This is a genomic window from Bradyrhizobium sp. WSM1417 (assembly GCF_000515415.1).
Lineage (GTDB): Bacteria > Pseudomonadota > Alphaproteobacteria > Rhizobiales > Xanthobacteraceae > Bradyrhizobium.
The window spans coordinates 4,625,369-4,642,712 of record NZ_KI911783.1; the positions used below are offsets into that span (position 1 = coordinate 4,625,369).

The 17,344-nt window shown below is 62.9% G+C and carries 16 protein-coding genes; 12 read left to right on the forward strand and 4 right to left on the reverse strand.

Annotated elements, in window-relative coordinates; all coding sequences use genetic code 11:
• Positions 1-120 precede the first annotated feature (120 nt).
• Entirely contained in the window at positions 121-1,392 is a 1,272-nt protein-coding gene (locus BRA1417_RS0122195; RefSeq protein ID WP_027517708.1) for an MFS transporter, read from the reverse strand.
• Between the two features lie 57 nt (positions 1,393-1,449).
• Complete coding sequence (tyrS, locus tag BRA1417_RS0122200; RefSeq protein ID WP_027517709.1) at positions 1,450-2,703, reverse strand: tyrosine--tRNA ligase; 1,254 nt, start codon at positions 2,701-2,703, stop codon at positions 1,450-1,452.
• A 164-nt stretch (positions 2,704-2,867) separates the two neighbouring features.
• On the opposite strand from tyrS, the gene BRA1417_RS0122205 reads away from it, so the two are divergent.
• The 5 genes from BRA1417_RS0122205 to BRA1417_RS0122225 all read left to right on the forward strand — a co-directional run bounded on the left by BRA1417_RS0122205 (position 2,868) and on the right by BRA1417_RS0122225 (position 7,563).
• Positions 2,868-3,971, forward strand: a complete 1,104-nt coding sequence (locus BRA1417_RS0122205; RefSeq protein WP_027517710.1) for an anhydro-N-acetylmuramic acid kinase — start codon at positions 2,868-2,870, stop codon at positions 3,969-3,971.
• A gap of 145 nt (positions 3,972-4,116) precedes the next feature.
• Positions 4,117-5,172 carry a hypothetical protein gene (locus BRA1417_RS0122210; protein WP_027517711.1) on the forward strand — a complete coding sequence of 352 codons (1,056 nt, stop codon included), beginning with the start codon at positions 4,117-4,119 and terminating at the stop codon, positions 5,170-5,172.
• 50 nt (positions 5,173-5,222) lie between these two features.
• On the forward strand, positions 5,223-6,458 hold the full coding sequence (locus BRA1417_RS0122215) for a deoxyribonuclease II family protein (protein ID WP_027517712.1): 1,236 nt from the start codon (positions 5,223-5,225) through the stop codon (positions 6,456-6,458).
• A gap of 93 nt (positions 6,459-6,551) precedes the next feature.
• Positions 6,552-7,229 carry a glutathione S-transferase family protein gene (locus BRA1417_RS0122220; RefSeq protein ID WP_027517713.1) on the forward strand — a complete coding sequence of 226 codons (678 nt, stop codon included), beginning with the start codon at positions 6,552-6,554 and terminating at the stop codon, positions 7,227-7,229.
• Between the two features lie 10 nt (positions 7,230-7,239).
• On the forward strand, positions 7,240-7,563 hold the full coding sequence (locus tag BRA1417_RS0122225) for a multidrug efflux SMR transporter (protein ID WP_027517714.1): 324 nt from the start codon (positions 7,240-7,242) through the stop codon (positions 7,561-7,563).
• Positions 7,564-7,573: 10 nt separating this feature from the next.
• Here BRA1417_RS0122225 and BRA1417_RS0122230 read toward each other — a convergent pair whose 3' ends face one another.
• Both BRA1417_RS0122230 and BRA1417_RS0122235 read right to left on the reverse strand, forming a co-directional pair.
• Positions 7,574-8,221 (reverse strand): alpha/beta hydrolase, encoded by a 648-nt coding sequence (locus BRA1417_RS0122230; RefSeq protein WP_007591562.1) that lies wholly within the window; start codon positions 8,219-8,221, stop codon positions 7,574-7,576.
• Positions 8,222-8,559: 338 nt separating this feature from the next.
• Entirely contained in the window at positions 8,560-9,549 is a 990-nt protein-coding gene (locus tag BRA1417_RS0122235; protein ID WP_027517715.1) for a LytTR family DNA-binding domain-containing protein, read from the reverse strand.
• Positions 9,550-9,593: 44 nt separating this feature from the next.
• On the opposite strand from BRA1417_RS0122235, the gene BRA1417_RS0122240 reads away from it, so the two are divergent.
• The 7 genes from BRA1417_RS0122240 (at position 9,594) to BRA1417_RS0122270 (ending at position 17,328) form a co-directional block, all read left to right on the forward strand.
• Positions 9,594-10,784, forward strand: a complete 1,191-nt coding sequence (locus BRA1417_RS0122240) for an acyltransferase family protein (protein ID WP_027517716.1) — start codon at positions 9,594-9,596, stop codon at positions 10,782-10,784.
• Positions 10,785-10,835: 51 nt separating this feature from the next.
• Positions 10,836-11,975, forward strand: coding sequence for a cysteine desulfurase family protein (locus BRA1417_RS0122245; protein WP_027517717.1), 1,140 nt, complete (start codon positions 10,836-10,838; stop codon positions 11,973-11,975).
• Between the two features lie 116 nt (positions 11,976-12,091).
• On the forward strand, positions 12,092-13,588 hold the full coding sequence (gene sufB, locus BRA1417_RS0122250; RefSeq protein WP_007609805.1) for a Fe-S cluster assembly protein SufB: 1,497 nt from the start codon (positions 12,092-12,094) through the stop codon (positions 13,586-13,588).
• Positions 13,589-13,650: 62 nt separating this feature from the next.
• A complete protein-coding gene (sufC, locus tag BRA1417_RS0122255; protein ID WP_027517718.1) occupies positions 13,651-14,400 on the forward strand; it encodes a Fe-S cluster assembly ATPase SufC in 750 nt (249 codons plus the stop codon).
• An 11-nt stretch (positions 14,401-14,411) separates the two neighbouring features.
• A complete protein-coding gene (gene sufD, locus BRA1417_RS0122260; RefSeq protein ID WP_027517719.1) occupies positions 14,412-15,716 on the forward strand; it encodes a Fe-S cluster assembly protein SufD in 1,305 nt (434 codons plus the stop codon).
• Positions 15,713-16,960: a cysteine desulfurase gene (locus BRA1417_RS0122265; RefSeq protein WP_027517720.1), complete on the forward strand. Its 1,248-nt coding sequence runs from the start codon at positions 15,713-15,715 to the stop codon at positions 16,958-16,960. Before sufD ends, BRA1417_RS0122265 begins: the two co-directional genes overlap by 4 nt.
• The gene (locus tag BRA1417_RS0122270) at positions 16,957-17,328 is read left to right on the forward strand and encodes an SUF system Fe-S cluster assembly protein (RefSeq protein WP_007591551.1); all 372 of its coding nucleotides are present in this window, start codon (positions 16,957-16,959) and stop codon (positions 17,326-17,328) included. The genes BRA1417_RS0122265 and BRA1417_RS0122270 overlap by 4 nt, the downstream gene beginning before the upstream one ends.
• The last annotated feature ends 16 nt before the right edge of the window (positions 17,329-17,344 follow it).

The window sequence follows — 17,344 nt, forward strand, 5'->3', positions numbered from 1 at the left end:
ACAAAACACCGCAGCAGGGACTTTCAGCCACGCGCCATCCACATCTTTTCCAGCTGTTCGCGTCGTGCCCATCCGTAATTTCCCGGTGACGCGAATGTCCGCAGGTTACCTTCGGGAGACCTAGCGCCGCAAGGCGGGCACGACCAGGAACGGGATCATCCCGAGCACCACGCTCGCAAGCGCGAAGGCGAGCAGCGCGTTGTAGCCGTGGGTCGCGTCATGGATCAGGCCGCCGCTCCAGGAGCCGAAAGCCGAGCCGAGCCCGCTGCCGATCGAGATGGTGCCGTAGATGGTGCCGACGCGCTTACCCCCAAAGATCTTCATCGCGGTCGCCGTGATCAGCGGTCCACGTGAGCCCATCATGCTGCCGAAGCAGACCACGAATCCGGTGAGCAGGAGGAGATTGGCGGAGTATTGCAACAGCCACAGCAGGAAGATGCCGAGGATCGAGATTGCGTAGCTGAGCAGCACCGACGGCCGACGTCCGATCAGGCCGTCGAGCGCTGACACCCCTAACATGCCGAACACCAGCACGACGCCGGAGAAGCCCCAGGCCGTCGCGGCCTGGAGCGGTGGAAAGCCGGCATCGATCAGATAGGCCACGATCTGTGCGGCGATCGCATACATGCCGACCGAAGTGAAGAAGAAGGTCGAGAACAGCGCCCAAAAGGCGTGATGGCGCATCGCGCTCGGAAGGGTCCAGCCGTGATCGACGAAATCCGGATCGGTCTTCTTCGCGATCTGCGGCGAGCCCGAGGCGAACAGCCGCCATGGCAGCAGCATGAGCGGCACCAGCAGGCCGAGAGCGGCGAAGCCGAACAGCTGGTAGGTCTCGCGCCAGCCGAGATGATCGATCAAAAGCTGCGAGGCCGGCAGCAGCGCCAGCACGCCGCCACCCATCGCCGAGTAGACCACCGCCATCGCGGTCGGCAGCTTTGGGCCGAACCAGCGGCCGAGCAGGATCGAATTCGGCACATTGCCGATGAAGGCGACGCCGATGCCGACGCAGAGCCCGATCGAGAGCTGGAACTGCCAGAGCGCCTGCGCTTGGCTTGCGATCAGAAAGGCCGAGCCGAGCAGCAACAGGCCGAGTGCATAGACGATGCGCGGTCCGGAATGATCGAACAGGCGCCCGACCAACGGTGCCATCAGTCCGCTGACGAGCCAGGTCAGCGAATAGATCGAGACCACCTGCGCGCGATCCCAGCCAAAGTTTTCCGAGATCGGCTTCAGGAAGACGGTGAAGCTTTCGCTGAGGCCGCGGCCGAGCACGGCGAGTGTGAAGCACAGCGCGAGCACCACCAGCGCGGTGCGCACGACGCCCTGCGGCGTCGCCGTGACGCGTTCCCCGGTCGCTTGCTTGGACTGTTCCTCTCGCGTGTTCTGGTCCATTGCCAATCAGGGAGCGCGCTTCAGCGCGCCCTGACAAGCAGCGAAAAGCTCATACGCCTATGCAGGCCTGAGGAGGATGTGCTTCTTCTTGCCGAACGAGAGCTTGATCACGCCTTCCGGCGTCAGGTCGGCTGCCGACAACGCCATCTTCTCGTCGGTGACGGGCTCGTCGTTGACGCGCAGGCCGCCGCCCTTGATCTGGCGCCGTGCTTCGCCATTGGAGGCAACGAGGCCCGCCTTGACGAAGGCATTGAGCACGCCGAGGCCGGCGTCGAACTCGCCGCGTGGAATTTCCACGGTCGGCAGGCTCTCGGCCAGCGCGCCTTCCTCGAAGGTGCGGCGCGCGGTCTCGGCCGCCTGGTTCGCTGCGTCGCGGCCATGCAGGAGCGCGGTCGCCTCGGTGGCGAGTACCTTCTTGGCCTCGTTGATCTCGGAGCCTCCGAGCGCCTCGAGCTTCCTGATCTCGCTCATCGGCAGCGTCGTGAACAGCTTGAGGAATTTGCCGACGTCGGCATCTTCGGTGTTGCGCCAGTACTGCCAGAAATCATACGGCGAGAACTGGTCGGCGTTGAGCCAGACCGCGCCCTGAGCGGTCTTGCCCATCTTCGCGCCCGACGCCGTCGTCAGCAGCGGCGTCGTCAGCGCGAACAGCTGATGAGTGCCCATGCGGCGGCCGAGATCGACGCCCATGATGATGTTGCCCCACTGGTCGGAGCCGCCCATCTGCAAGTTGCAGCCGGTGCGCCTGGCGAGCTCGACGAAGTCGTAGGCCTGGCAGATCATGTAGTTGAACTCGATGAAGCTCATCTCCTGCTCGCGTTCGAGGCGGAGCCGCACCGAGTCCATAGTCAGCATGCGGTTGACCGAGAAGTGCCGGCCGACGTCGCGCAGCATCTCGATGTAGTTGAGCTTTGTCAGCCACTCCGCATTGTCGAGCATGATGGCGTCGCTCTTGCCCTCGCCATAGCGCAGCACTTTTGCGAACACACCGCGGATCGACTCCTTGTTGGCCTCGATCTCGGCGACGGAGCGGATCGCGCGCGTCTCGTCCTTGCCGGAGGGATCGCCGACCATGGTGGTGCCGCCGCCCATCAGCGTGATCGGCTTGTTGCCGGACTGCTGCAGCCAGTGCAGCATCATCATGGTCAGGTAATTGCCGATGTGCAGCGAGCGCGCGGTGCAATCGTAGCCGACATAAGCCGTCGCCTCGCCCTTGGCGGCAAGGGCATCCAGCCCCTCGAAATCGGAGCACTGGTGGACGAATCCACGTTCCTGGAGCGTGTTGAGGAAATCCGATTTGAATGCAGTCATTTGTCGGCGCGCCTGACAATTCTTGGTTTACTGTTTTGGGAGCAATTTAAGGGTCTTCCGTGGGAACTCGGTCGCTGCCCGCCACTTTGGCCTGTGGCATTATAAGATGTATCCCTCTGGCACAAGATCGGCATGCCGGAGGGGGCTCTTGAGGACGCTGATCCATGATGTTGACGGCACTCGGTTTGATGAGCGGCACCTCGCTGGACGGGGTGGATGTCGCGCTGATCGAAACCGACGGAAAGCAGGTGAAGGCATTCGGGCCGTCCGGCTACCGGCCTTATAGCCCGGCGGAGCGCAACCTGCTGCGTCAGGCGCTGAGCGAGGCCGTGCACCTGCCGCAGCGCGATGCCCGGCCGGGAGTTCTGGCCGAGGCCGAACGCGCGGTGACGCTCGCGCATGCCGAGGCGGTCGCCGCCTTCGTCGCCCAGAACCGGATGAAACCGGAAGACATCGACATCGTCGGCTTCCACGGCCAGACCGTGCTGCACCGCCCCGAGAAGCGACTGACGGTGCAGATCGGCGATGCCCCGGCGCTGGCCAAGGCGATCCATATCCCGGTGATGCATGATTTCCGTGCCGCCGACGTCGAGGCCGGCGGCCAGGGCGCGCCATTCGTGCCGGTCTACCACCGCGCGCTCGTCCATTCGCTGGAGCGCGAAGGGCCGATCGTTGTCGTCAATATCGGCGGCGTCTCCAACATCACCTATATCGACGGCAACGACACGCTGATTGCCTGCGATACCGGCCCCGGCAACGCGCTGCTCGACGATTTCATGTACCGCACCATGAACCAGGCGTTCGACGCGGACGGAAAGTTCGCAGCCCTCGGCAAGGCGGACGAAGCCTGGATCGCGCGGGCGCTGCAGTTGCCGTTCTTCGCAAGCCCGCCGCCGAAATCGCTCGACCGCAACGATTTTGCCGCGCTGAAGCTCGGCGATGTCCCGCCCGCCGACGGCGCCGCAACGCTGACCGCCTTCACTGCGGCGGCGATCGCCCGCATCGTCCCGCTGCTGCCTCGCAGGCCGCGGAGCTGGATCGTTTGCGGCGGCGGCGCCCGCAACCGGACCATGCTGCAGATGCTGCGGGAGCGCGTCGGGTCCGCCACCGTCGAGGCCGCCGAAACAGTCGGCTGGGCCTCCGACGCCATCGAGGCGCAGGCCTTCGGCTTCCTGGCTGCCCGCGGCTTGAAGGGCCTGCCGTTGTCGTATCCCGCTACCACGGGCGTGCCAATGCCAATGACGGGCGGGGTGATCGCGCGGCCCTGAGCGGGCGGGCGCATGCGCGCTATTCCGTAGATCACCGCAACGAGGCTGGTGCGCTCGGGAAAAAGATACTCGCTAGACTTGCAGAATTTTTCAATTTAGGATTGAGGAATTTCAAAAGTGCATTATTGGGTGGCGGAGATTTCCCATGTCGGAAGACAATTCGCCGGCGCAGGGCGCTATTCAGTCCCAAGGCGTCGTCACGCTCGAAAGCAGCTACACGCGCGGCCAAATCAACGGTGCATTGTCGCTGTCCGAATATGTGCTGAGCACGGGTTTCCAATCCGCGGGCGGCGAGGCGGTGCCGCTCGATGCCGTTGAGGTGATCCAGGGGGTCGCCATCAAGCTTGGGATATTGGCCACAGGCGATGGATCAGCGCCGCGACCGGAGCGCAGCATTTCGGCGGCCGACTGGAATGATTTCGAGCGCGCCTATTATCGGCTCGCGGCTTTTGCGAGTCCGGTTACTGCGGAGACGCTTGATGCGACGCGGGCTATCACGTCGATCTCGGATGAATCAGAGACGTGGTGGAATCGTCTGATCGGCAATTCTCCTGCCCTGCGATTTGCGCGGCGGTTTTCCCTCGTCGCGATTGTTATCGCGGCAGCGATCTTGACCGGCGAATGCCTTGTCTACTACTGGGGTCTAGATGCAGACACGACGCGTTATGCTTGGCAGCGGAACCTGGCGCAGATACTTCTGCCCTGGGGCTACGGCGCCCTCGGCTCCTGCGCCTATCTGCTGCGATCGGCGCACTATTTCATCTATCAGCGTTGCTTCGACTTGCGGCGCAAGCCGGAATACTTCAATCGCGTGCTGTTGGGCGCAATATCCGGCGGCGCGATCATATTGTTTGTCGACTATCTCGTCGACAGTGATAGCGGGGACACGCTGCATTTGAGCTCAGCCGCGCTCGGTTTCGTTGCAGGCTACAGCACCGACTTCTTGTTCAATACGATCGAGCGCATCGTGGCCGCGATATTCCCAAGGGACAACTCCGATCTGAACCCGAAGCAGCAAGTTGGAAAAACAGCCGCGCTCCCGAAGAAGCAGGCCGGCGATGGGTCGCCTGGCGAAGTTGATAAAAAGCTTGGAGAGGAAAGCGGAGCCGATGCCGAGCCCCGACGGCCGAGAAGCAGGAAGAGCTCGATTTCCCCTGCAGAGGGCATGGGCGGAGCGCCGGACGGGACGCAGAAAAAATGAGGCCGGCTGAAGCGCGTGCTCCGGGGGGGTGGCGGCCGTTGCGGCTCCGGATGATCAAGCTTCTCCTGGGCCTTGTGCTCACAGTCGCCGGTGGTTCGGCTTGGTGCGTTGAGGACGTGCCGCGTCCGTTGCTTGAAAAGGGCGGTCAACCAGTCGATTGGTGGTTCACTTTCAAGTTCAATGCTCAGAAGTCGTTCGCTGGCTGCGGTCCCGTCGAGGGACCGCGTGCCTGCATCTTCGGCGGCAAAGTACGGGCAAAGGATCGCTTCGGACAGCAGTTCGCGTTCGCGAGCAGCAGCGCAAGCAAATTGAGCCAGGGTAAGGGCTGCGTCGGCGCCACGACCACCGATCCGGTCGGCGCCACCTTCGATCAGGTCTACAACGGTAGTTTCTTCTACCTGATCTGGAACGATCAGTTCTACGGCGATCCGATCAAATCGGCCAACTCACCATGGGGCCATTCCAAGGGGTTGCTCGCCTGGAACGATGCAGGCGAGGGCTTTATCATGCAGGTTTCGACGCCGTCGTGGCCGGGTTCGGGCAGCCACCGCATCGTTCGAAAGGCCGGCAACACTCTTGGATGCATCAGCAGCAACAACAATCTGCTGGCCAGCCAGCATTTCTTTGCGCTCAAGCTGACCAAGGACGATCTGGTCGAGGTTCTCAAGGGGCTGAAGGCGGCGGGCGTGGCGACCGATCCGACCAAGAAGCAGATCGTTCGAAATGGCGGTCCGGATGATGTTCAGGAACTGGTCGGCGAACTCGGTGAACTTCCGAAGAAGAAAAAGCCGAGCACCGCGACGGGAGATTTCTTCACCCGCCAGGATCTGTCGACCAAAGTCATCCTGATTGCCAAGACGGCGAGCCTTACCGCACCTCCCTGGGAGTTCGTATCGGCGGTCCTCAACGGCACCGCAGAGCGAAGCGCGACGTGGTGGACCAAACCCAAAATTCCTTCCACCAACAAGAATTCGAAGGTGAAGTGCCTGGAGCCGTTCGAGTTGGACAAGAAACCTGGGCCGGTGGCCATCGCGTTGACCGGCGGATGGAAAGATCAGCCGATCAAGCTGAATGCGCCGTCCAACCACGCAAAGATCGGGGTCTCGAGCGCGGGCGGTCACAGCTACGTTATCTTTGGCGATCTGAATCAGCAGGGAGCATTGAATCCGCCAGGTTGCGAGAGAAGCCAGAACGGTCGCGGCGGCTTGTTTTTTGTGATCGACAACAAGGCCTTGCACGACAGTGTTGCCGAACTGATCGACGGCGATACGGCCGCGATGAAGTGACGGGTCCGGGCCATAGGGACGCTTATCTGAATCCTTGACATGTATGCAATTGCATGAACAATTCATGCAGATGCATTAATTGCGAGGAAGGCCATGACTGCGTCACTGAAACTGATCAGCCACAAGCTTTGCCCCTATGTGCAGCGCGCCGTGATCGCGCTCAACGAGAAGGGCGTCGCGTTCGAACGCATCGACATCGACCTCGCCAACAAGCCCGACTGGTTCCTGAAGCTGTCTCCGCTCAGCAAGGTGCCGGTGCTGGTGGTCGCGACCGACAAGGGCGAGGTCGCGCTGTTCGAGAGCAACGTGATCTGCGAATACATCGAGGAGACGCAAGGCGGCCGAAAACTGCATCCGGCTGATGCGCTCGAGCGTGCCGAGCACCGGGCGTGGATGGAGTTCGGCTCGGCGATTCTCGGCGATCTCTGGGGGCTGGAGACCACGACTGATCCTGCGACATTCGAAAGCAAACGCCAGGCGCTTGCGGCCAAATTCGCGCGCATGGAAGCCGCGCTCGTGGCGGGGCCTTATTTCGCAGGCGAGGCGTTCAACCTGGTCGATGCGGTGTTCGCGCCGATCTTCCGCTATTTCGATCTGTTCGACGAACTGACCGAGCACGGCATCTTCAAGGATCTACCGAAGGTTCGGGCGTGGCGCGCCGAGCTGACAAAGCGTCCGAGCGTCCGTACTGCGGTGGGCGCGGACTACCCGCAATTGCTGCGCGCCTTCCTCGTGCGCCACGACGCGCATCTGCTCAAGCTTGCGGCCTGAGCCCACGCCGATGTCGCAATCCCTGGCCTGGCTGATGCTGGTGATCGCCGGCGCACTTGATGTCGGTTGGGCGATCTCGATGAAATATGCGGAGGGCTATTCGCGCGCTGGATGGAGCATCGTCTCGCTCGTGCTGCTCGCAGCCTTCGTTGCCCTGCTCGGGCGTGCCTTGAAGGTGCTCGAGGTCGGCGTCGCCTATTCGGTGTGGACCGGCATCGGCGCCGCCGGCACCTTTATCATGGGCGTCGTGCTGTTCGGCGAGACCTTGAGCGCGATGAAGCTTGCGGGCATCGCGCTCGTTTTGTTGGGAATCGTTGCGCTCAAGCTGGCTTGAGCGGTGCCCCTCAGCGTACGTTGGCAAGCCGCATGTCGAGATAGGCGGTGATGGTTTCCATCAGCGGCTCGAGCTTGGCGTCGAAGAAGTGGTTGGCGCCGGGGATGACCTGCTGGTCGATCACGATGCCCTTCTGCGTCTTCAGCTTCTCGACCAGCGTGTTGACGTCCTTGGGCGGCACCACCGCATCCTTCTCGCCATGCACGATCAGGCCCGAGGACGGGCAGGGCGCGAGGAACGAGAAGTCGTAGAGGTTGGCGGGCGGCGCGATCGAGATGAAGCCCTCGACCTCCGGGCGCCGCATCAACAGCTGCATGCCGATCCAGGCGCCGAAGGAGAAGCCGGCAACCCAGCAGGCGCGCGCTTCGGGATTGATGGTCTGCGCCCAGTCGAGCGCCGCGGCCGCGTCCGACAATTCGCCGGTGCCGTGGTCGAACGAGCCCTGGCTGCGGCCGACGCCGCGGAAATTGAACCGCAGCACCGAGAAGCCGCGATGCGCGAACGCATAGTAGCACTGGTAGATGATCTGATGATTCATCGTGCCGTGGAACTGCGGATGCGGATGCAGGACCATCGCGATCGGCGCGTTCTTCTGCTTGGCCGGATGGTAGCGGCCCTCGAGACGGCCGGCGGGGCCGGTGAAAATAACTTCAGGCATGATGATCTCTTGATTGATCCCTTGAAGACGCTCTTCAACAATCAACCGATTGTGCGGATTTCATCGGCTGCTGGGCCGATGAAACCGCGAATGGAAGGGTGGAGCGGCGCCCTCGGATGATGCGCGAGCGGCGCGCGGCGAACTGACGCGCGCGTTCTAACATGAGGCGAGGGTCAAAAAGCAAGCATCTTCGGCATCTCTCAACGAGCTCAAGAGCTTAGCTGGTCGTGACGATGTCGTGAGCGCCCGGCGCATGTGCTCCTGCCGCTGTCGTCTAGCGGCAGGAGCGACGATGTGGGCCGCAATTGAGCTCATGAGCCTCCGGCAAGTGTTTGGAATTACGGCGTTTTATCGTTCGTTCGGCGATCCGGGGGCATTTCCCGTGATTGCCGCCCGGCCCCGAGCGAGATGACCGCCGGCCGGTAGCGGCGGCTGCCCCCAAGCGTCTGCCCGTTGTCGAAAGTGAGTTCGAAATCCCCAGATGGCCTGAGGTCGAGGCTGCTCACGCGGTCGAGATTGGCCAGCTTTGTGCGGTGGACGCGCACGATGCCAAGGCGCGACAACTCGCTCTCCGCCATTGCGAGCGTGCCACGGATCAGGTGCTGGGTGCCGTCAGCGAGGCTGTATTCGATATAATTGCCGGCGGAGGCGACCCACAGGATATCGCGGGGCACGACGCGAATGCGGCTTGTGCCGTCTCTGAGCCAGATCAGATCGGGGGGCGGGGATCGTTGCGGGCCTGCTGGAGCGGGCGGGATCGACGTTGCAACGTTTTTCAGCTCGCGCCGGCTTTCGAGCAGCCAAAGCGTGCTGCCGATCAGGAACACGGCCACGCTGTCCTTGCGAAACTCGTACAGAACCGTCGCAAGCGAGAAATGGAAGTCATAGGCGCCTCCGGCAAGCCAGAGCGCGAGCTTCCGAATCCAGACCATGCCGGTGATGTGAAGGGCCGAGAAGCCGAGCAGGGCGACGACGCCGATCCAGACCCGCATGAGGGCCCCGGCGCGACGCATCCGCCGCATCGCGAGCACGAGCATCGGCAGCAGCAGCAGGATCACGGCGATGCTCGAGAGCTCCCAGAAAAGCCGCTTGCCGACGTCGGAACTGTCGCCGCGCCCGGCGGCATCCTGCGCTCCGGAGAGTGCATTCACGATTCCGATCGCGAGCGAAACCGCGGCGATCGCGACGAACATCGTCCAAGGATTGCCGCTGGCCCCTGAAGCCCCGCCGCTCGTCCCCGCGGGCGGCACTTCATCCCTTCGTTCCCTGTCCTGATCCCAAACCGGCTCGACGCGCTCGGTTTGTGAGGCATTTTCCGTGTCAGCCATGGCCGATGAACCGTATTTGGCATCCCCTCAAGGAGCAGAAAACCATGTCAACACCACTGCAACTCCCAACCGCGGAACGGCGCATCGACCTTGATTGGGTACGGATTTTAGCGTTCGGGCTTCTGATCTTCTATCACGTCGGCATGCTCTACGTGTCCTGGGGATTTCACATCAAGAGCGCGCACCGGCTGAGCTGGCTCGAGCCCCTGATGCTGGTCATCAATCCATGGCGGCTGTCGCTGTTGTTTCTGGTGTCCGGCGCCGCCTCTCGCTTTATGCTGGGCAAGTACAACCTCGGTGCCTTCGTCCGCACGCGCTCGGCACGGCTCCTGATCCCACTGATCTTTGGCATGCTCGTAATCGTTCCGCCGCAGTCCTACCTCCAGATCGTTGAGAGCTTCGGTTACCCCGCCGGCTTCGCCGATTTTTACGTCCGGCACTATCTGGCGTTCGGAGCGCAATTCTGCCCGAACCCCTGCATTGTGCTGCCGACCTGGAACCACCTCTGGTTCGTGGTCTACCTGTGGGTCTACACCGTCGCGCTGGCCGGCGTGCTCTGGCTGTGGCCCATGCTGGCCGATCGGCTCGGTGCGAGACTGGCTGTCCTGCTCGCCGGACCGGGGCTGCTGGTCCTGCCGTGCCTTTTGTTTGCGGCTTGGCGCTTGTTCCTATTTCCAGCCTTCCCGTCGACGCACGCGCTGTTCGGCGACTGGTACAACCATGCGGACCATGCGACCGCGTTCCTGATCGGCTTCCTGCTGGCGAAAGAGGGCAACATCTGGCGCGACATCGAACGTCAGCGCTGGATCGCGCTCGCCCTTGCCGCAGGCCTATTCGTTGTGTTCATTCTGCTTCGTGCCGGCCTGTTCGAGACATCGATGCCGAGGTGGTTCGCGGGCTTGGCATATGGTTGTTATCAATGGCTGGCGATGGCCGCTGTGCTGGGCTTTGCGCGCCGCCGCTTCACCGCCGATGGCGCCGTGCGCCGGTACCTGACCGATGCCATCTTTCCCTATTACATTGTGCACCAGACCGCGATCATCATGATCGCGCACGCACTCAAGGGCAGCGATTTGTCCGCCGGAAGCGAGGCCTTCATCGTCATTGCCTGCACCGCGGTCACCTGCGTGGTTACCTACGAGGTGGTACGGCGGATCGCCTGGCTGCGGCCGCTGTTCGGTTTGCGGATCGAGCGGTGCCGCGCGGCCGCGACCGCGCAGCAGCAGGCGGCCTGATGTGAATCGGCTTCCGATTGGCGCGAGGGCAAAAGGTGCTAAGAGGGCGACATGCCGACCCGTGTCTATCTCGACTGGAATGCGACCACGCCGCTGCGCTCCCAGGCGCGCGCGGCGATGGTCGCGGCCTGGGAGCTGATCGGCAACCCGTCCTCGGTTCATGCCGAGGGGCGGGAGGCACGTCGGCTCGTCGAGGCAGCCCGGTCCACGCTTGCCGAAGCCGTGGGAGCGCTGCCGCGGAACGTCGTCTTCACCTCCACGGGAACCGAAGCCAACGCGCTGGCGCTGTCGCCGGGGCTTCGGGGGGCGTCTGGCGGGCCTGTCGAGCGGCTTTTGGTATCGGCAATCGAGCATGCTTCGGTACTGGCGGGCGGCCGGTTCCCGACCGATAAGATCGGTCAGATCAGGGTCACGCGCTCCGGCGTGATCGACGTCGACCATTTGAAGGCGCTGCTCGGCGACGGCCCGCCGGCGCTGGTCTCCATCATGGCGGCCAACAACGAGACGGGCGCGATGCAGCCGGTCACTGACGTCGCGGGAATCGTTCACGGGGCCGGCGGCCTCCTGCACGTCGATGCCATCCAGGCGTTTGGAAAAATCCCTTTCGATATCAAGGTGATCGGCGCGGACCTTGCAACCTTTTCTGCGCACAAGATCGGTGGCCCCAAGGGGGTCGGCGCGCTGGTCGTGGCCGAGGGCGTGGCCGGACTTGAGCCGGTGCTGCGGGGTGGCGGGCAGGAGCTGAACCGGCGCGCCGGAACCGAGAATGTTGCCGGTATTGCCGGCTTCGGGGCAGCGGTGCGGGTTGCCCTTGAGGCTTTGCCGGAGGATGCGGAGCGGATGGCAAGCCTCAGAGATCGCTTGGAAAATGGCATTCGCTCCATGGCCAGCGCAACGGTCTTTTCAAGTGACGTCAAGCGGTTGCCCAATACCGTTCTTTTCACGGCTTCCGGCTTGAAGGCCGAGACCGCGGTGATCGGTTTCGACCTCGAAGGTGTCGCCGTGTCCTCCGGATCTGCCTGTTCCTCGGGCAAGGTGCAGCCGTCCCACGTGTTGTCGGCAATGGGGTATGATCCGACCGTCGCCCAGGGAGCGGTGCGTCTCAGTCTGGGCTGGTCCACGGAGCCGGATGACATCAATAGGGCGTTAGAGGCTTGGCGAAAGCTCGGTAATACCCTACTTAAGGGATAAGCGATGAAACACGGCTTGAACGGTTCTAAGCGCGTGCGTCCCGCCAAGAAACATCGTAATAGTCGTCCGAGTTTGATGATCCACCGCGGTCCTTGAAACCGCGAGCGGAGGATAGAATGCCAGCCGTGCAAGAGACGGTCGAGCGCGTGAAGCGCATCGACGTCGATCAGTATCGTTATGGGTTTGAGACCCTGATCGAATCCGACAAGGCCCCCAAGGGGCTGTCGGAAGAGACCGTCAAGTTCATCTCCGAGAAGAAGAACGAACCCGCCTGGATGCTCCAGTGGCGGCTCGAAGCCTATCGGCGCTGGCTGACCATGACCGAGCCGACCTGGGCGCGCGTCGACTATCCCAAGATCGACTTCCAGGACCTCTATTACTATTCGGCGCCGAAGCCGAAGAAGACGATCACCTCGCTCGACGAGATTGATCCCGAGATTCTGAAGACCTACGAGAAGCTCGGCATTCCCTTGCGGGAAGTCGCGATGCTCGAGGGCGTCGAGCCGAAGCCCGGCGAGGAAGACCCCAACAGGCGCAAGATCGCGGTCGACGCGGTGTTCGATTCGGTCTCGGTTGCGACCACCTTCAAGGCGGAGCTGAAGAAGGCCGGCGTGATCTTCATGCCGATCTCGGAGGCGATCCGCGAGCATCCCGAGCTGGTGCAGAAATATCTGGGATCCGTGGTTCCGACGTCGGACAATTTCTATGCGACGCTGAACTCGGCGGTGTTTTCGGACGGCTCGTTCGTCTACGTGCCGCCGGGCGTGCGCTGCCCGATGGAGCTGTCGACCTACTTCCGTATCAACGAGCGCAACACCGGCCAGTTCGAGCGCACGCTGATCATCGCCGACAAGGGCTCCTACGTCTCCTATCTCGAGGGCTGCACCGCGCCGCAGCGTGACGAGAACCAGCTGCACGCCGCCGTGGTCGAGCTCGTCACCCACGATGACGCCGAGATCAAATATTCCACGGTGCAGAACTGGTATCCGGGCAATTCGGAAGGCAAGGGCGGCATCTACAATTTCGTCACCAAGCGTGGTGATTGCCGCGGCAACAATTCCAAGATCTCCTGGACCCAGGTCGAGACCGGTTCGGCGATCACCTGGAAGTATCCGAGCTGCATCCTGCGCGGCGACAATTCGCGTGGTGAATTCTACTCGATCGCGATCTCGAACGGCTATCAGCAGGTCGACTCGGGCACCAAGATGATCCATCTCGGCAAGAACACGTCGAGCCGCATCATCTCAAAGGGCATCGCCGCCGGCAGGTCGCAGAATACCTATCGCGGCCTCGTCACGGCGCATCGCAAGGCGACCGGCGCCCGCAACTTCACCGCCTGCGATTCGCTGCTGATCGGCGACAAATGCGGCGCGCACACCGTGCCCTACATCGAAGCCAAGAACTCGTCGGCGACGTTCGAGCACGAGGCCACCACGTCGAAGATCTCCGAGGACGTGCTGTTCTACTGCATCCAGCGCGGCCTCACGCAGGAGGAGGCGGTCGGCCTCGTCGTCAACGGCTTCGTCAAGGACGTGCTGCAGCAGCTGCCGATGGAATTCGCGGTGGAAGCGCAGAAGCTGATTTCGATCTCGCTCGAAGGATCGGTCGGCTAGCGCCGACCCTCGCGGCGCGCATTGCGCGCCCCATGCATCATTTGAATAAACTGGACACCAAGATGGCTTTGCTTGAAGTGAAAGACCTCAAGGTTCGTGTCGAGGAACGTGAGATCCTCCATGGACTGACGCTGACCGTGAACGAGGGCGAGATCCACGCGATCATGGGGCCGAACGGCTCCGGTAAATCGACTCTGTCCCACGTCATCGCCGGCAAGCCGGGTTACGAGGTCACCGATGGCGAGATCCTGTTCAAGGGCGAAGACCTGCTCGCGATGGCCCCGAACGAGCGCGCGGCCAAGGGCGTGTTCCTGGCGTTCCAGTATCCGGTCGAGATCCCCGGCGTCTCCACCATGAATTTCCTGCGCACCGCGCTGAACGCGCAGCGCAAGGCGCGCGGCGAGAGCGAATATTCGACGCCCGACTTTTTGAAGAAAGTCCGCGAAGTCTCGAAGTCGTTGAACATCCCGCAGGACATGCTCAAGCGCGGCGTCAATGTCGGCTTCTCCGGAGGCGAGAAGAAGCGCAACGAGGTGCTGCAGATGGCGCTGTTCGAGCCGAGCCTGTGCATCCTCGACGAGATGGATTCCGGCCTCGACATCGACGCTCTGCGCATCGCAGCCGACGGCGTCAACGCGCTGCATTCGCCCAAGCGCGCGATGGTCGTCATCACCCACTATCAGCGGCTGCTGAACTACATCGTGCCTGACGTCGTGCACGTGATGTCGAAGGGCCGTGTCGTGAAGAGCGGTGCCAAGGACCTGGCGCTGGAGCTGGAGTCGTCCGGCTACGCCCAGTACGAGGACGCGTAAGGAATTTTGCGATGAACGTTGCTGTGGCAAAGACCGGAAACGGCCGCGCGGTGAGCGATCTGTTCGCCAGCGCCGAAGGCCGTCTGCCGGGTTCGCCTTCCGTGATCGCTGTGCGCCGCGAGGCGTTCGAGACCTATGAGCGTCTCGGCCTGCCGCACCGCCGGATCGAGGAATGGAAATACACCGACCTGCGCGCGCTGGTCGGCGAGGTGCTGCCGCTCGCGGCTGCGCCCGATGCGGCTGCGTTGAAGCGCGCCGCGGACGCCGTGAAAGCGCACGCGATCGCGGGCGCCCGCAAGCTGGTGCTGGTGGACGGCGTGTTCGCTGCCGATCTCTCCGACATTAAGGCGCTGGCCTCCGAGGTGAGCGTTAAGACCTTGCGGGAGACGCTGGAGAAGGATTCCAGTCTGTTGAAGACCGCGGCCACCGATGCGGTGATCGCGCTGAACGCGGCGATGGCGACCGACGGTGTCGTGCTTACGGTCGCCGATGGCGCGCAGCTCTCCGCGCCGATCCAGATCATTCACATCGCGATCGCGTCTTCCGCGTCGACGTTCACCCGCTCGCAGGTCGCGGTCGGGAAGGGCGCTCGTGCCACCATCATCGAGAGCTTCGTCGCGGCCGGCGCCAAGGCTTACCAGGTCAGCGATGCCGTCATCCTCTCGGTCGGCGACAACGCCGACGTCGCGCATATCCGCCTGATGGACGATGCGCCTGACGCGGTGAACATCACCTCGCAATTCGTCACGGTCGGTGCGAACACAAAGCTCAATTTCTTCAACATGACCACCGGTGCTGCGGTCAGCCGCCTGCAAGGCTTCATCACGCTGGCGGGCGAGGGCAGTGAGCTCTCCGTCAACGGCGTGAACCTGTTGCAGAAGACCGAGCATGGCGACACCACGCTGGTCGTCGACCACGCCGTGCCGAATTGTGTGAGCCGCGAGGTCTTCCGTGCCGTGATCGACGACCGTGCCCATTCCGTGTTCCAGGGCCGCATCATCGTTCGTCCCGATGCACAGAAGACCGACGGCAAGATGATGATCCGCGCGCTGCTGCTCTCGGACGAGGCGGAAGCCGACAACAAGCCCGAGCTCGAGATCTTCGCTGACGACGTCTCCTGCGGCCATGGCGCCACCGCCGGCGCGCTCGACGACAGCCTGCTGTTCTATCTGAAGGCGCGCGGCCTGCCGGAGAAACAGGCCCAGGCGCTGCTGATCCAGGCTTTCGTCGGCGAGGCGATCGAGCAGATCGCCGACGATGATCTGCGCGAGCACGTGATCGGCATTGCCGAACGCTGGCTGGAGCGGCGCCAATGAGCACGCATCCGGCAGTCAAGAACGGCTCTTACGACGTTGCGCGCGTGCGCCAGGATTTTCCGGCGCTGGCCATGCAGATCTATGGCAAGCCGCTGGTCTATCTCGATAACGCGGCTTCCGCGCAGAAGCCGAGCGCCGTACTCGATCGCATGACGCAGGCCTATACCTCCGAATACGCCAACGTGCATCGCGGCCTCCATTATCTCGCCAACGCCGCGACCGAGGCCTATGAGGGCGGCCGCACCAAGGTGGCGCAGTTCATCAACGCTGCCCGGACCGAGGAAGTGATCTTCACCCGCAACGCGACAGAGGCGATCAACCTCGTCGCCTCGTCCTGGGGTGAACCGAACATCAAAGAGGGCGACGAGATCGTCATCTCGATCATGGAGCACCACTCCAACATCGTGCCTTGGCATTTCCTCAGGGAACGCCATGGTGCCGTGATCAAATGGGCGCCGGTCGACGACGAGGGCAATTTCCTCATCGAGGAATTCGAGAAGCTGCTGACATCGAAGACCAAGCTGGTCGCGATCACGCAGATGTCGAATGCGCTCGGCACCATCGTTCCGGTCAAGGACGTCGTAAAGATCGCCCACGCCCGCGGCATCCCCGTGCTGGTCGACGGCAGCCAGGGCGCCGTGCATCTGCCCGTCGATGTCCAGGACCTCGGCTGCGACTTCTACGTCTTCACCGGCCACAAGGTTTACGGTCCGACCGGCATCGGCGTGCTCTGGGCCAAGTACGACCACCTCGTCGCGATGCGCCCGTTTAACGGCGGCGGCGAGATGATCCGCGAGGTCTCGCGCGACGTCGTCACCTATGGCGATCCCCCGCACAAATTCGAGGCCGGCACGCCGGCGATCGTCGAAGTCGTCGGCCTTGGCGCGGCGATCGACTACGTCAATTCGATCGGCAAGGAGCGCATCGCCGCACACGAGCACGATCTCGTCACCTACGCCCAGGAGAAGCTGCGCGAGATCAACTCGCTGCGGCTGATCGGCACGGCGCGGGGCAAGGGCCCGGTGATCTCCTTCGAGCTCAAAGGCGCGCACGCCCATGACGTCGCCACCGTGATCGACCGCCAGGGCATCGCGGTGCGCGCCGGCACCCATTGCGTGATGCCGCTTTTAGAGCGGTTCAACGTCACAGCCACCTGCCGGGCGTCGTTCGGCATGTATAATACGCGGGAAGAAGTCGATCATCTGGCACAGGCGCTGTTGAAGGCGCGGGATTTGTTCGCATGAGTGACACGGCCGAAATCAAAGCCAATCCAATGGAAACCCAGTCGGCGCTGCCGCCTGAGGAGACCGAGCGTTTGACCACTGAGATCATCGCCGGGCTCAAGACCGTGTTCGACCCGGAAATCCCGGCTGACATCTACGAGCTCGGCCTGATCTACAAGGTCGAGATCAAGGATGATCGCTCGGTCGACGTCCAGATGACGCTGACGACGCCGAATTGTCCGGCCGCCGGCGAGCTGCCGACCATGGTCGAGAACGCGGTCGCCAGCGTCCCCGGCGTCGGCGTGGTCGACGTCAAGGTGGTCTGGGAGCCGGCCTGGACGCCGGAACGCATGAGCGACGAGGCCCGCCTCGTGCTCAACATGTGGTGACGCGTAACCTTGGCTT